Origin of the sequence: Enterobacter sp. JBIWA005, assembly GCF_019968805.1 — a bacterium.
GTDB lineage: Bacteria > Pseudomonadota > Gammaproteobacteria > Enterobacterales > Enterobacteriaceae > Enterobacter > Enterobacter vonholyi.
In genome coordinates this window covers 884,388-899,024 of the sequence record NZ_CP074159.1, presented here as the reverse complement: position 1 = coordinate 899,024, position 14,637 = coordinate 884,388, and the positions used below count along the sequence as shown (strand labels likewise).

The 14,637-nt window shown below is 57.3% G+C and carries 14 protein-coding genes; 3 read left to right on the top strand and 11 right to left on the bottom strand.

Annotation, left to right across the window (positions count from 1 at the left end; genetic code table 11):
- Window positions 1–93 precede the first annotated feature (93 nt).
- Genes nqrM through KGP22_RS04185 form a run of 7 tightly spaced genes read right to left on the bottom strand, consistent with a single transcriptional unit; the run spans window position 94 to window position 6,134 of the window.
- Window positions 94–297 (bottom strand): (Na+)-NQR maturation NqrM, encoded by a 204-nt coding sequence (gene nqrM, locus KGP22_RS04215; protein WP_023615899.1) that lies wholly within the window; start codon window positions 295–297, stop codon window positions 94–96.
- Window positions 297–1,520, bottom strand: a complete 1,224-nt coding sequence (gene nqrF, locus KGP22_RS04210; protein WP_223581313.1) for an NADH:ubiquinone reductase (Na(+)-transporting) subunit F — start codon at window positions 1,518–1,520, stop codon at window positions 297–299. The genes nqrM and nqrF overlap by 1 nt, the downstream gene beginning before the upstream one ends.
- 10 nt (window positions 1,521–1,530) lie before the next feature.
- Complete coding sequence (gene nqrE, locus KGP22_RS04205) at window positions 1,531–2,127, bottom strand: NADH:ubiquinone reductase (Na(+)-transporting) subunit E (protein WP_023334613.1); 597 nt, start codon at window positions 2,125–2,127, stop codon at window positions 1,531–1,533.
- Between the two features lie 6 nt (window positions 2,128–2,133).
- On the bottom strand, window positions 2,134–2,772 hold the full coding sequence (locus tag KGP22_RS04200) for an NADH:ubiquinone reductase (Na(+)-transporting) subunit D (RefSeq protein WP_008500256.1): 639 nt from the start codon (window positions 2,770–2,772) through the stop codon (window positions 2,134–2,136).
- Window positions 2,765–3,559 (bottom strand): Na(+)-translocating NADH-quinone reductase subunit C, encoded by a 795-nt coding sequence (locus KGP22_RS04195; protein ID WP_111965859.1) that lies wholly within the window; start codon window positions 3,557–3,559, stop codon window positions 2,765–2,767. Before KGP22_RS04195 ends, KGP22_RS04200 begins: the two co-directional genes overlap by 8 nt.
- Window positions 3,552–4,787: an NADH:ubiquinone reductase (Na(+)-transporting) subunit B gene (locus tag KGP22_RS04190; protein ID WP_047653269.1), complete on the bottom strand. Its 1,236-nt coding sequence runs from the start codon at window positions 4,785–4,787 to the stop codon at window positions 3,552–3,554. The genes KGP22_RS04195 and KGP22_RS04190 overlap by 8 nt, the downstream gene beginning before the upstream one ends.
- 3 nt (window positions 4,788–4,790) lie before the next feature.
- Entirely contained in the window at window positions 4,791–6,134 is a 1,344-nt protein-coding gene (locus tag KGP22_RS04185; RefSeq protein ID WP_223581311.1) for a Na(+)-translocating NADH-quinone reductase subunit A, read from the bottom strand.
- A 298-nt stretch (window positions 6,135–6,432) separates the two neighbouring features.
- On the opposite strand from KGP22_RS04185, the gene dpaA reads away from it, so the two are divergent.
- A complete protein-coding gene (gene dpaA / locus KGP22_RS04180) occupies window positions 6,433–7,173 on the top strand; it encodes a peptidoglycan meso-diaminopimelic acid protein amidase (RefSeq protein WP_111965861.1) in 741 nt (246 codons plus the stop codon).
- Here dpaA and KGP22_RS04175 read toward each other — a convergent pair.
- Window positions 7,144–7,911 (bottom strand): class II glutamine amidotransferase, encoded by a 768-nt coding sequence (locus KGP22_RS04175; RefSeq protein WP_008500262.1) that lies wholly within the window; start codon window positions 7,909–7,911, stop codon window positions 7,144–7,146. The genes dpaA and KGP22_RS04175 overlap by 30 nt on opposite strands.
- 46 nt (window positions 7,912–7,957) lie before the next feature.
- Window positions 7,958–8,536 (bottom strand): D-sedoheptulose 7-phosphate isomerase, encoded by a 579-nt coding sequence (gene lpcA, locus KGP22_RS04170; protein WP_021242877.1) that lies wholly within the window; start codon window positions 8,534–8,536, stop codon window positions 7,958–7,960.
- Between the two features lie 239 nt (window positions 8,537–8,775).
- Here lpcA and fadE point away from each other — a divergent pair, with 239 nt between their 5' ends.
- On the top strand, window positions 8,776–11,220 hold the full coding sequence (gene fadE, locus KGP22_RS04165; RefSeq protein ID WP_223581309.1) for an acyl-CoA dehydrogenase FadE: 2,445 nt from the start codon (window positions 8,776–8,778) through the stop codon (window positions 11,218–11,220).
- A 108-nt stretch (window positions 11,221–11,328) separates the two neighbouring features.
- Window positions 11,329–12,099, top strand: coding sequence for an amidohydrolase (locus KGP22_RS04160; RefSeq protein ID WP_111965864.1), 771 nt, complete (start codon window positions 11,329–11,331; stop codon window positions 12,097–12,099).
- A gap of 51 nt (window positions 12,100–12,150) precedes the next feature.
- On the opposite strand, the gene KGP22_RS04155 is transcribed toward KGP22_RS04160, so the two are convergent.
- Window positions 12,151–13,752, bottom strand: a complete 1,602-nt coding sequence (locus KGP22_RS04155; protein ID WP_223582378.1) for a gamma-glutamyltransferase family protein — start codon at window positions 13,750–13,752, stop codon at window positions 12,151–12,153.
- A 9-nt stretch (window positions 13,753–13,761) separates the two neighbouring features.
- Window positions 13,762–14,637, bottom strand: a complete 876-nt coding sequence (locus KGP22_RS04150; RefSeq protein ID WP_111965866.1) for an ABC transporter permease — start codon at window positions 14,635–14,637, stop codon at window positions 13,762–13,764.

The following is a 14,637-nucleotide window of genomic DNA, read 5'->3' as shown; positions in this document are numbered from 1 at the left end:
TATCACTGGATAAGTATACAGTAAACAAATGAGGGTTGAGAAGCGTGCGTGGAAATTGTCGGGTGACGGCTTCGCCTTACCCGACAGACAAGACTAAATAATGCGCTGCTGTTCGCGGGCCATCCTTTTCTTCCGCGCATCGCACGGTTCCGGGCAGTCGCAAACCTTTTCCATCCCAATAGAGGAGATACCGCCGCAGCTGCCCTGAATGCTTTTCCGCTTAACGATCCAGCCTAACGACATGCCGAAGATGACAAGCACAAAAACCACAAAGGTTGCCAGAAACGTCAGCATCATCAACCTCCAAAGTCGTCGAGCAAGATGCTCTCATCTTCGACACCGAGATCTTTCAGCATCTTAATCACGGCGGCGTTCATCATCGGCGGACCACACATATAGAACTCGCAGTCCTCGGGTGCCGGGTGCTGTTTGAGGTAGTTTTCATACAGCACGTTGTGGATGAACCCCGTATAGCCCGTCCAGTTATCTTCCGGCTGCGGATCGGAAAGCGCAACGTGGAAGGTAAAGTTCGGGTTTTCACGCGCCAGCTGTTCAAACTCGTCGTCGTAGAACATCTCGCGCAGCGAGCGCGCCCCGTACCAGAAGCTGATTTTACGCTTGCTGCCGAGCCGCTTGAGCTGGTCAAAAATGTGCGAGCGCATCGGGGCCATACCGGCACCGCCTCCGATAAAGACCATTTCCGCGTCGGTATCTTTCGCGAAAAACTCCCCGAACGGACCGGAGATAGTCACCTTATCTCCCGGCTTCAGGGACCAGATGTATGACGACATCACGCCCGGCGGTGCATCCGGCACATTCGGTGGCGGCGTGGCGATACGCACGTTGAGCATGATGATGCCTTTCTCTTCCGGGTAGTTAGCCATCGAGTAGGCGCGCAGCGTCGGCTCTTTTACCTCCGATACAAAACGGAAGAGATTGAATTTGTCCCAGTCGGCGCGGTACTCATCCGGCACGTCGAAGTCCGCATACGCCACGGTATGTTCAGGACACTCAATCTGAATGTATCCTCCGGCGCGAAACGGAACATCTTCCCCTTCCGGTACCCGCAGCTTCAGCTCTTTAATAAAGGTGGCTTTGTTATCATTAGAGATAACCTCGCACTCCCATTTTTTGACGCCGAAGATCTCTTCCGGCAGCTCAATCTTCATGTTCTGACGCACCGCGACCTGGCAGGCCAGACGGCAGCCCTCTTTTGCCTCACGCTTTGTGATATGCGCCAGCTCTGTTGGCAGAATATCGCCACCGCCCTCTTTTACCGTCACGCGGCACTGCCCGCAGGAGCCGCCACCGCCGCAAGCTGACGAGACAAAGATCCCATTGCCCGAGAGCGTATTGAGCAGTTTGTCACCCGCTGGCGTGCGGATCTGATTCTGCGGCTCGTCGTTAATATCAATCACCACGTCACCGGAATTCACCAGCTTCGCGCGCGCCGCCAGAATTAACCCTGACAGCACCAGTACGATCAGCGTGAACATCACCACGCCAAGGATAATTTCCATCTGTTAGCCCTTATAGCTGCACACCGGAGAAGGACATAAAGCCCAGCGCCATCAGCCCGGTGGTGATAAAGGTGATCCCTAAGCCACGCAGACCCGCAGGCACGTTGGCATATTTCATTTTCTCGCGGATCCCCGCCATGGTGACAATCGCCAGCATCCAGCCGATGCCGGAACCAAAACCGTACACCACGGATTCACTGAAGTTGTAATCACGCTGAACCATAAACGAGACGCCACCAAAGATGGCGCAGTTCACCGCGATCAGCGGGAGGAAGATCCCCAGCGCGTTGTACAGCGACGGGAAGTACTTATCGAGGATCATCTCGAGGATTTGCACCAGCGCCGCGATCACCCCGATAAAGGTGATGAAATTCAGGAAGCTGAGATCAACCCCCTCCACCAGTGCGCCGTCACGCAGCACAAAGTTGTAGACCAGATTGTTAATCGGAACCGAAAGCCCCAACACAACGGTGACCGCCACGCCCAGCCCAAATGCCGTGGAGACCTTTTTAGACACGGCAAGGAACGTACACATGCCCAGGAAAAACGCGAGCGCCATGTTTTCAACAAACACCGCCCGCACAAACAAACTCAGGTAATGAGCCATCGTCGGTTACTCCTTTTCCTGCTGTTCTGGTCTCAACGTACGAATCAGCCAGATCAACAAACCGATAATGAAAAATGCGCTAGGGGCCAGCAGGAACAGGCCGTTTGGCAGATACCAGCCGCCGTTCTGCACCGTGTCCAGCACCGTGATGCCAAACAGCTTGCCGCTGCCAATCAGCTCGCGCAGAAACCCAACCGTAAGCAGGATCACGCCGTAGCCGAGGCCGTTGCCGATGCCGTCCATAAAGCTCGCCAGCGGCGGCATTTTCATGGCGTAGGCTTCCGCACGCCCCATGACGATACAGTTAGTGATAATCAGCCCGACAAACACCGAGAGCTGTTTGGAGGTTTCATAGGCAAAGGCGCGCAGCAGCTGATCGACCACGATCACCAGCGAGGCGATGATCGCCATCTGGACGATGATCCTCACGCTGTTGGGGATGTGGTGGCGGATCATCGAGATAAACATGCTGGAGAACGCCGTGACCAGCGTAACCGCCAGCGTCATCACTACCGCCGTTTCCAGTTTGGTCGTCACCGCCAGGGCTGAACAGACGCCCAGCACCTGCAGCGTGATCGGGTTATTGGCGAGCAGTGGGCCAATGAGTACTTTTTTGACTTCTTTCAGTTCACCGGTATCAGCCATTGTTCAGCGCTCCTTCACGTACGTTTTTCAGGAAAGGACCAAAGCCCAGCTCGCCCATCCAGAAATCAAAACTGTGCTGCACGCCTTTTGATGTGAGCGTGGCGCCGGAAAGCCCGTCAACGGCGTAGTCGTCACCGGGACGAGCCGCCCCTTTCATCACCTTCAGCGCAGGCAGGCCGTTATCGTCGAGCACTTTCTTGCCGACAAACTGTGCCCGCCAGTTAGGGTTCTCAACTTCACCACCCAGCCCCGGGGTTTCGCCCTGGTCGTAATACGTAATGCCTTTGACCGTGCGGCCATCGGTATCAAGAGCGACAAAGGCATACATCATTGACCACAGACCATTACCGTAAATAGGAAGTACCACTTCCTGAATGCGTTTTTGGGGATCGCGAACCAGATAAACTTCGGCAAGGTTGCTGCGACGCTTAATCCCCGCGGGATCTTGGGATGCCTCCAGCGTCAGGCTCATCTGCGGATCTTTGAGCGCCAGCGCCTGGTTGAATTTTGCCGGGTCTTTATCGAGCAGTTCACCCGTTTTTAAATCCACCAGACGCGCCGAAATACGTTCAGCAAAGACGGCAGAAACGTCGTCTGCGCTCATTCCTTCCTGCATCAGCCCGGCGACGGCCAGAATGTTGCGCTGTTTATCCAGCGCACGTTGCTCCTGCTGCAGGGGTTTTAACCCTACGGCAGAGCCGGCTACGACAATGGAGCAGACCAGGCAGAGCACCAGTACCACCAGCAGCGTTTTGCTGATGCTGTCGTTATTTTTTACTTCAGCCACGCGCCTTCCTCCGCTTGATGTTGGCCCGCACCACCAGGTAATCGAAGAGTGGCGCAAACAGATTGGCAAACAGAATGGCCAACATCATCCCTTCCGGGTACGCCGGGTTGACCACGCGGATCAGGACACACATTGCGCCAATGAGCACGCCATAGCTCCATTTACCTTTGTCAGTGAAGGAGGCAGACACGGGGTCGGTTGCCATGAACATCATGCCGAACGCGAAGCCACCCAGCACCAGATGCCAGTACCACGGCATGGAGAACATCGGATTGGTGGTCGAACCGATAACGTTGAACAGGGTGGCGGTCAGCACCATGCCGATCATCACGCCCGCAACAATTCGCCAGGAGGCCACGCGGCCAAAAAGAATGATCGCGCCGCCGAGCAAAATCATCAGCGTAGAGACTTCTCCGATGGAGCCCGGAATGTTGCCAATAAAGGCATCAAACCAGGTCACGGGCTGACCCGTCGCGTTGTTCACCAGAGTTTCGCCGCCGTGTGCGGCCCACTGTGAAAGCGGCGTCGCGCCGGAAAAGCCGTCTGCCGCCGTCCAGACCAGATCGCCTGAGATTTGCGCCGGATAGGCAAAGAAGAGGAACGCACGTCCCGCCAGCGCCGGGTTGAGGAAGTTCCGCCCGGTGCCGCCGAAAATTTCTTTAGCAATGACCACGCCGAAACTGATGCCCAGCGCCGCCTGCCAGAGCGGTAAGGTTGGCGGGACAATCAGGGCAAACAGAATAGAGGTCACGAAGAAGCCTTCGTTGATCTCATGTTTACGGATGATGGCGAACAGCACTTCCCAGAAGCCACCCACGATAAATACCGTGATATAAATCGGCAGGAAGAACACCGCGCCCAGCGTCATCATGCTCAGCCAGCCCGCGTCTGCAGCAAAGCTTACCCCTAGCGACTGCGCCAGGCGGTAGTGCCAGTCAGACTGGATCACCTGCGCCAGCTGCTGGGCATCGTACATGTGGTGCAGCGCCGGAATGGTCTGCAAGCCAACGTTGTACATGCCCCAGAACATCGCCGGGAAGACCGCAAACCATACCAGGATCATCATGCGCTTAAGGTCGATGGCATCGCGAACGTGCGCCGCCCCTTTCGTCACCAGCCCCGGCGTGTAGAAAATAGTCGTCGTGGCTTCATACAACGGGTAGTACTTTTTGAGCTTCCCTTCGGTAAAGTGCGGCTCAATTTTTTCAAAGAGGTGTTTTAAGCCCATCGGTTATCCTTCCTGCTCAATGCGGGTTAACACCTCGCGCAATACCGGTCCATATTCGTATTTGCCTGGACAGACATAGGTACAGAGCGCCAGATCTTCCTCGTCCAGTTCCAGACAGCCCAGCGCCTGCGCGCTATCGGTATCCCCAGCGAGCAGATCGCGCAGCAGCATGGTAGGCAGAATATCCAGCGGCATGACGCGCTCGTAGTTGCCAATCGGGACCATGGCGCGCTCGCCGCCGTGCGTGCTGGTCGAGAAGCTAAACAGCTTATTACGCAAGAAGTGGCCCAGCGTAGTCCGGGTGACGGAGTATTTTTCCGCACCGGGCAGCACCCAGCCGAACAGCTCTTTTTCGCGCCCTTCCTGCACAATGCTGACCTGCAGATGGAAACGTCCCAGATACGCGTGCGTATTGACAGCATGGCGTCCGCTGAGGACCGAACCGGAAATCAGGCGGTTTTCACCCTCTTTCATTTCTCCCACCAGCAGTTCATTTATGTCTGCCCCCAGCAACGTCTTCACCAGGCGCGGGTTTGCAGCCTGCGGTCCACCGATGGCGATTATCCGTTCAGCGCAGAGTTCACCAGTGGTGAAAAGCTTACCGATGGCGATGACGTCCTGATAATTAAGGTGCCAGACCTGTTTCGTCAGGCTTACTGGCTCAAGGAAATGGATGTGCGTCCCGACCAGCCCCGCCGGATGCGGGCCAGCAAACTCATTAAACGTGACCTGCCCTTGCGGATGCCCACCAAGCTTGCCGCCGCCGGCCTGGCAAACGTGGACTTTCCCCGAAGTCAGGCGGGTTAAAACGGTCAGTCCGGCATCAAAGGCTTTGCGCTGCGCCAGAATAACCGGCTGCGGATCCACGCTGAGCGGGTTGGTGTCGATTGCCGTGACGAAAATCGCGGCCGGTTCCGTGCCCGGAACAGGGGATTTGCTGAAGGGACGCGTACGAAGCGCGGTCCATAAACCGGACGCCAGAAGCTGAGCCTGAACGGCGTCACGGTTCAGCGCAGCGAGTTCTGCGGCGTCATAATGGGGAAACTCACGCTTTTCATCGCCTTCAATGCGGATAACTACCGACTGCAGAACGCGCCGTTCGCCACGGTTGATGGCCACAACGGTGCCGCTCGCGGGAGTCGTGAACATCACGCCGGGATTTTTTTTGTCCTCGAAGAGCGCCTGTCCTTTGATCACGCGATCGCCCTCCTGTACCAGCATTGAAGGGCGCATTCCCAGATAGTCGTCGCCCAAAATGGCGACATGACGGACGCTTGCGCCTGTCGAAACGTGCTGCGCGGGCACGCCTGCAATCGGCAGATCAAGTCCTTTTTTTATTTTAAACATGTGGTTAGCAGGTTTCCATGAACAACAATCCAGTGGGCGCAAAGTGTAACATTTTCCCCTTTCCGCGGGCAGGGTATCCGCCATTGCGCGCGCCAAATTGCGAGCTAATGCGCAAAGTTTCTGGAACCATCGCAATTTTGATGGTTTATTAAGTAAAACTAATTTGTAAACTCACCGCCCGGCTCTTGCGAAAATCTATAGCGGTGCTAATGTGAGCGCTCCTAACAGAATAATCTGATTTCGGGTCTCTTTTGCCGTCCTGGCAAGTTGGTCATGGTTTTATCAAGGAACTAGTAGTATGCGTAAAATCGCATTGTTCATTGCGATGCTTCTGATTCCGTGCATGTCGTTTGCCGGACTGCTCAGCAGTAATAGCTCAACGACGCCGGTCAGCAAGGAATATAAACAGCAGTTAATGGGATCGCCGGTTTATATTCAAATCTTCAAGGAAGAGCGCACTCTCGATCTGTTTGTGAAGATGGGCGAGACATATCAGCTGCTTGATAGTTACAAAATTTGTAACTACTCCGGCGGACTGGGGCCAAAACAGCGTCAGGGCGATTTCAAAAGTCCGGAAGGGTTCTACAACGTTCAGCGCAGCCAGCTCAAGCCTGACAGCCGCTTCTATAAAGCCATTAACATCGGCTTCCCGAATGCCTATGACCGTGCACACGGTTATGAAGGTAAATATCTGATGATCCACGGTGCCTGCGTGTCTATCGGCTGTTATGCGATGACCGACTCCGGCATTGATGAGATTTTCCAGTTCGTGACGGGCGCGCTGGTCTTTGGGCAGCCTAACGTTCAGGTCAGCATCTATCCGTTCCGCATGACGGACGCCAACATGGCGCGTCACAAATATTCTTACTACGCGGATTTCTGGAAACAGCTGAAGCCAGGGTACGACTATTTTGAGCAGACCCACAAGCCGCCGGTGGTCTCTATCGTAGATGGCCGTTACGTGGTCAGCAAACCGCTGAGCCACGAAGTCGTCCATCCACAGCTGGCGTCAAATTACACGGTCCCCGAGACAAAATAGCACCCACTCGCCTGGCATAATCTTTTGCCAGGTTTCGTTGCCCGTCAGCGGCTGCGTTGCGATAACAGTGACCACATCGTTCGGTGTGGTCTCCTTCTGAAAATCTATCTCCACATCCTGATCGAGAAGCGTCGCAACGCCAAACGGCGCACGGCGGGTGATCCAGAACAGATTCGTCGAGCAGAACGCCATCACATAGCGCCCGTCAGAGAGCAGCATGTTGAACACGCCTTTTTCACGCAGTTCAGTTGCCAGCGTCGCGATGTATTTGAACACGGCGGCCATGTTGCCGGGCGTGCGGGGATAGCGCTCCGTCAGCTTGTGCAGCAGCCAGCAGAAGGCTTTTTCGCTGTCCGTCTCGCCGACCGGGCGGAAATTGCCCGTCTCCAACGACTTATAGCCCGTGAGTTGCCCGTTGTGCGCATAGGTCCAGTTACGGCCCCACAGCTCGCGTGTAAACGGATGGGTATTTTCCAGCGCCACTTCGCCGCGGTTAGCCTGACGGATGTGGGCGATCACCGAGCGGGACTTGATGGGGTAGTCCTGCACCAGTTTGGCAATCGGTGAATTAAAGCTGGGCTGTGGATCTTTGAACGTGCGACACCCTTTTCCTTCGTAGAAGGTGATGCCCCAGCCGTCTTTATGCGGCCCGGTTCCTCCACCGCGCTGCACCAGCCCGGTGAAACTAAAGCAGATATCGGTTGGCACATTCGCGCTCATCCCGAGCAGTTCGCACATACATCACCTCCACAACAGCGGGGGCAAGAATGCCCCCAGCGAAGTCTTACTTAGCCATCTCTTTTTCGATCAGCTGGATCAGGATGTGGATCACTTTGATGTGAATTTCCTGAATGCGGTCAGCATAACCGAAGTGCGGAACGCGAATTTCGACATCCGCCGTACCGTCCATCTTACCGCCATCTTTACCTGTCAGGGTGATGACTTTCATCCCTTTTTCACGCGCGGCGGCGATCGCTTTGATCACGTTGCCGGAGTTACCGGAGGTCGAAATCCCCAGCAGCACGTCGCCTTCACGGCCTACCGCTTCGACATAGCGGGAGAAGATGTGATCGTAACCGAAGTCGTTGCCCACGCAGGAGATATGGCTCACGTCGGAAATCGCAATCGCCGGGTAGCCTGGACGGTTTTCGCGATAGCGTCCGGTCAGCTCTTCTGCGAAGTGCATCGCGTCACAGTGAGAGCCGCCGTTACCGCAGGAGAGCACTTTGCCACCCGCTTTGAAGCTGTCGGCCAGCAGGACCGCTGCGCGCTGAATAGCGTGAATATTGGCATCATCTTTCAGAAAGTTAGCCAGCGTTTCCGCCGCTTCGTTCAGTTCGTTACGAATAAGATCCTGGTACATGAGGATAATCCTTCAGTATTGATGAAATAACACAGTGGAGTGTACCGGATAGCGGGAAAAGCGAGAAGCTAAAGCCATGCGATTCGTCCGGCGTTTTGATTTTTTGTGCCGGCTAAAACACGAACAATGTGAACCAGGTTGTAATTATTTTGTAAACACATTGCTAAAGGAATTCACATCAACTACAACCATATCATCACAAGTGGTCAGACCTCCTACAAGCAAGGGAGCTTTTCTTTATGATGATTTTGAGCATTCTCGCAACCGTTGTTCTGCTCGGTGTGTTGTTCTATCACCGTGTGAGTTTATTCCTGAGCAGCCTGATTCTTCTGGCCTGGACTGCTGCGCTTGGCGTCTCAGGCCTCTGGAATATCTGGCTTTTAGTCCCTCTTGCCATCATTCTTCTGCCGTTTAACTTTGCCCCGATGCGTAAATCAATGATCTCTGCGCCGGTGTTCAAAGGCTTCCGCAAAGTGATGCCGCCAATGTCGCGTACCGAGAAAGAAGCGATTGACGCAGGCACCACCTGGTGGGAAGGCGATCTGTTCCAGGGCAACCCGGACTGGAAAAAGCTGCATAACTATCCGCAGCCGCGCCTGACCGCTGAAGAACAGGCCTTTATTGACGGCCCGGTGGAAGAAGCGTGCCGTATGGCGAACGACTTTGCCATCACCCATGAAATGGCCGACCTGCCGCCGGAACTGTGGGCGTACCTGAAAGAGCATCGCTTCTTCGCGATGATCATCAAGAAAGAGTACGGCGGCCTGGAGTTCTCCGCCTACGCTCAGGCCCGCGTCCTGCAAAAGCTGGCGGGCGTCTCCGGGATCCTGGCGATTACCGTTGGCGTGCCTAACTCCTTAGGCCCGGGCGAACTGCTGCAGCATTACGGTACTGAAGAGCAGAAAGATCACTACCTGCCGCGTCTGGCACGCGGTCAGGAAATCCCTTGCTTCGCGCTGACCAGCCCGGAAGCGGGCTCCGATGCGGGCGCGATCCCGGATACCGGCGTGGTCTGCATGGGCGAGTGGCAGGGCGAGCAGGTACTCGGCATGCGCCTGACCTGGAACAAACGTTATATCACCCTGGCGCCTATCGCCACCGTGCTGGGTCTGGCCTTTAAGCTCTCTGATCCGGAAAGACTGCTGGGCGGCGAAGAAGATCTGGGCATTACCTGTGCGCTGATCCCAACCTCTACCCCAGGCGTTGAAATTGGTCGTCGTCACTTCCCGCTGAACGTACCGTTCCAGAACGGTCCGACACGCGGCCAGGATATCTTTGTACCGATTGACTACATCATCGGTGGTCCGAAAATGGCCGGTCAGGGCTGGCGTATGCTGGTAGAATGTCTGTCTGTGGGTCGCGGCATTACCCTGCCGTCGAACTCAACCGGCGGTCTGAAGTCTGTGGCGATGGGGATTGGTGCCTACGCCCACATCCGCCGTCAGTTCAAAATTTCCATCGGCAAGATGGAAGGTATCGAAGAGCCGCTGGCGCGTATCGCGGGCAACGCCTACGTGATGGACGCCGCCGCCACGCTGATTACCTACGGCATTATGCTGGGCGAGAAACCGGCCGTGCTGTCCGCCATTGTGAAGTACCACTGTACCCACCGCGCGCAGCAGTCAATTATTGACGCGATGGATATCGCGGGCGGTAAAGGCATTATGCTCGGCGAAGGCAACTTCCTGGCGCGCGGCTATCAGGGCGCACCGATTGCCATCACCGTGGAAGGGGCAAACATCCTGACCCGCAGCATGATGATCTTCGGTCAGGGCGCAATTCGCTGCCATCCGTACGTGCTGGAAGAGATGGCCGCTGCGCAGAACAACGACGTGGATGCCTTCGATAAGCTGCTGTTCAAACATATCGGTCACGTGGGCAGCAACAAGGCACGTAGCTTCTGGCTGGGCCTGACGCGCGGTCTTACCAGCGCCACGCCAACCGGCGATGCAACCAAACGTTATTACCAGCATCTGAACCGTCTGAGCGCCAACCTGGCCCTGCTGTCTGACGTCTCCATGGCGGTGCTGGGCGGCAGCCTGAAGCGTCGCGAGCGTATCTCTGCCCGTCTGGGCGATGTGTTGAGCCAGATCTTCCTGGCCTCGGCGGTCCTGAAGCGCTACGACGATGAAGGCCGTCAGGAAGCGGATCTGCCGCTGGTACACTGGGGCGTTCAGGATGCGATGTATCAGGCTGAACAGGCGATTGACGATCTGCTGGCAAACTTCCCGAACCGCTTCGTGGCGGGTGCCCTGCGCGCGGTGATCTTCCCGACCGGTCGTCACCATCTGGCGCCGTCCGACAAGCTGGACCACAAGGTTGCGAAGATCCTACAGGTTCCGAGCGCAACCCGCTCCCGCATCGGTCGCGGTCAGTATCTGGCACCGACGCAGCATAACCCGGTGGGTCTGCTGGAAGAGGCGCTGCTGGACGTGATGGCTGCCGACCCGATTCATCAGAAGATCTGTAAACAGTTGGGCAAAAACCTGCCGTTTACTCGTCTGGACGAACTGGCAAAACAGGCACTCGCAGGCGGTATTATCAATAAAGATGAAGCCGCTCTGCTGGTGAAAGCCGAAGAGAGCCGTCTGCGCAGCATTAACGTGGATGATTTCGAACCGGACGAACTGGCGACGCAGCCGGTAAAGCTGCCGGAGAAGCACCGCAAACCTGAAGCGGCATAACGCGTTTCGCTTATACAAACCCCGCCTCGCGCGGGGTTTTTTATTGCCACATTTTCTCGTTATGTCGTGCTACAGTGTCAAAAAGTGGTCGTTTGAGGAGTCTGAATTGTGCCTGGTCTGAAGATTTCTATTTTGCAGCAACCTTTAGTGTGGATGGATGGCCCCGCCAACCTGCGCCACTTTGATCGTCAACTGGAAGGCATTACCGGGCGTGATGTGATTGTCCTGCCGGAAATGTTCACCACCGGCTTCGCCATGGAAGCGGCAAAACAGTCAATGCCTCAGGATGAGGTGGTCGCCTGGATGCATGCCAAAGCGCAGCAGACCAACGCGCTGATTGCCGGAAGCGCCGCTCTGCAGACCGAACGCGGGCCGGTGAACCGCTTCCTGCTGGTGGAGCCGGAAGGGAAAGTGCATTTCTACGATAAACGCCACCTGTTCCGCATGGCGGATGAGCATCATCACTATGAAGCCGGTAACGAGCGCGTGGTGTTTGAATGGCGCGGCTGGCGTATTTTGCCGCTGGTCTGCTACGACCTGCGTTTCCCGGTGTGGTCGCGTAACCGCAACGATTACGACCTGGCGCTGTATGTTGCCAACTGGCCTGCACCGCGCTCCCTGCACTGGCAGTCGCTTCTGGTGGCGCGCGCGATTGAGAACCAGGCGTACGTGGTGGGCTGCAACCGCGTGGGGACGGACGGCAACGGGCATCACTATCGCGGCGACAGCCGGGTGGTGAACCCGCAGGGCGAGATCATCGCCACCGCCGAGCCGCACCAGGCAACGCGCATTGATGCCGAACTGTCGTTGACGGCGCTGAAGGAGTATCGGGAGAAGTTCCCGGCGTGGCAGGATGCGGATCCGTTTAGCATTGAGTGAAATTATCCCCTCACCCCGCCCCTCTCCCAAAGGGAGAGGTAGGATAAAATATTAACTCACCAGCGCCTGCCCGTCCTTGCGGCTTTCCGTCGCGGCCACGTAGTGTCCTTCCGGCAGGCGGTAAATTACCTGCGCGCCACCGAAGTTGTAATCCTGAAGCGGATCTTCCACCACGATCTGATGTCCGCGCTCGCGCAGGGCGGCAATCGTATTGCGATCGAACGTCGATTCAACGATCACCTCCCTGCCCTGCACCACGCGCCAGCGCGGGGCGTCGATTGCCGCCTGCGGGTTTTGCCCGTGCAGCATAATGCGCAGCGCCATCTGCATGTGCCCCTGCGCCTGCATCGGGCCGCCCATCACGCCGAAGGACATCAGCGGCTGGCCGTTGCCGTCCATCGCAAAGCCCGGAATGATGGTGTGGAACGGGCGCTTGCTGCCCGCCAGCGCGTTCGGGTGACTGGGATCAAGCGAAAAACCACAGCCCCGGTTTTGCAGGCTGATGCCGGTGTCAGGCACCACGATGCCTGCTCCAAAGCCCATATAGTTGGACTGAATAAACGAGACCATCATTCCGCTGGCGTCCGCGCTGCTGATGTAGACCGTGCCGCTCTGGGTCGGGGAACCGTAGACAAAATCGGACGCCTTGTCATGATCGATAAGCGCCGCGCGTGACTTCAGATAATGGTCGCTCAGCAGCTCTTTCGCCGCGAACGCCATATGGTCTTCATCCGCCACGTAGCGGTCGAGATCCGCCAGCGCCAGCTTCATCGCCTCAATGGACAGGTGCAGGGACTGCACGGAATCCGGATGATGCTTCTCAATGCCGCACTGCTCAAGAATGCCGAGCGCAATCAGCGTGGCGATCCCCTGGCCGTTTGGCGGCAGCTCCTGCACCGAACCGCCCGCGAAGTCGCGCGACAGCAGCTCTACCCAGTCCACGCGATGGCTCGCCAGATCCTCGGCCGTCAGGTGCGCGCCATGTTCTTTGGCGAAGGCAGCAATTTTCTGCGCCAGCTCGCCGCGGTAAAATGCTTCGCCGTTGGTGCGGGCGATCAGCTCCAGCGAGTTCGCCTGCGCCGGGTTACGGAAGATTTCCCCCACGCGCGGGGCGCGGCCTTCCGGCGCGAAGCAGGCGCTGAAGCCCGGCTGATCTTTCAGCTTGCTATAGCCGCGCTGCCAGAGATGGCCAATCAGCGGGGAAACCGGGAAACCGTTGCGCGCGTAGTCAATGGCGGGCTGCGCCAGCGTGGTCAGCGGCAGCGTGCCGAAGCGTTCCGCCAGCGCGACCCAGCCGGATACCGCCCCCGGCACGGTCACCGCGTCCCAGCCGATTTCCGGCACCGCGGTTTTACCGGCAAACAGATCCGCATGCCAGCTCGCAGGCGAACGACCGGACGCGTTCAGGCCGTGCAGCTTTTCGCCGTCCCAGACGATGGCAAAGGCGTCGCTGCCGATCCCGTTACCAGTCGGCTCTACCACAGTCAGCGCCATCGCGGTGGCAATGGCCGCATCAACGGCGTTGCCGCCCAGCTGCAGCATCTTCATCCCCGCCTGCGCCGCCAGGGGTTGCGACGTGGCAACAGCATTATGGCCCATCATCGGCGGGCGGCGTGAAGCGTAACCGGACGTAAAATCAAGCGCTTTGGTCATCATGACTCCTTAGTCGTGGCGCGGATCGAGCGCATCGCGCAGCCCGTCGCCAAGTAAATTAAAGCCCTGCACGGCAAGGAAAATCGCCACGCCGGGGAAAACGGACATCCACGGCGCCTGCTCAAGGAAACCTTTCGCGGTATTGAGCATGGACCCCCAGGACGGATTGGGTGGCTGCTGCCCCAGCCCTAAAAACGACAGGCTGGCTTCGGCGATAATCGCTGAGGCAATCGCCAGCGTGGCCTGCACCAGGATCGGCGACATCACGTTGGGCAGGACGTATTTGATGATGATCCAGCGATCCGGCAGGCCAATCGCCCGCGCGCCGTCGATATACTCTTCGTTGCGAATAGCGATCACCTGACCGCGCGTAAGGCGGGCGAAGATCGGCATCGCCGAAAGACCGATGGCGATCATGGCGTTCGTCAGGCTCGGGCCCAAAAACGCCCCCAGCGCGATCGCCATGATCAGGAACGGACACGCCAGCAGCGCCTCGATAAACCGCGAGATCACGCCGTCCCACATCTTCTGGAAGTAGCCCGCCACCAACCCCAGCGGCACGCCGATAACCACCGCGATAACGACCGACATACAGCCCGCCATCAGCGAGGTGCGAGCCCCCCAGATAATGCGGGATAGAATGTCGCGCCCCAGCTCGTCGGTGCCGAACCAGTACATCGCCGACGGCGCTTTGCGCACCGCCAGGAAGTTAGCTTTAACCGGATCGAACGGGGCGATCCACGGCGCCAGCAGCGCCACCAGCACAAAGAAACCCACCACCACCGCACCGATCACCGCGCTTTTATTGCCGAGGAATTTCTTCAGCACCCGGTTTTGCGCCCGCGGCAGCGCGGGCACAACGGTTTGCGTCGTCAGTTCCGCCAT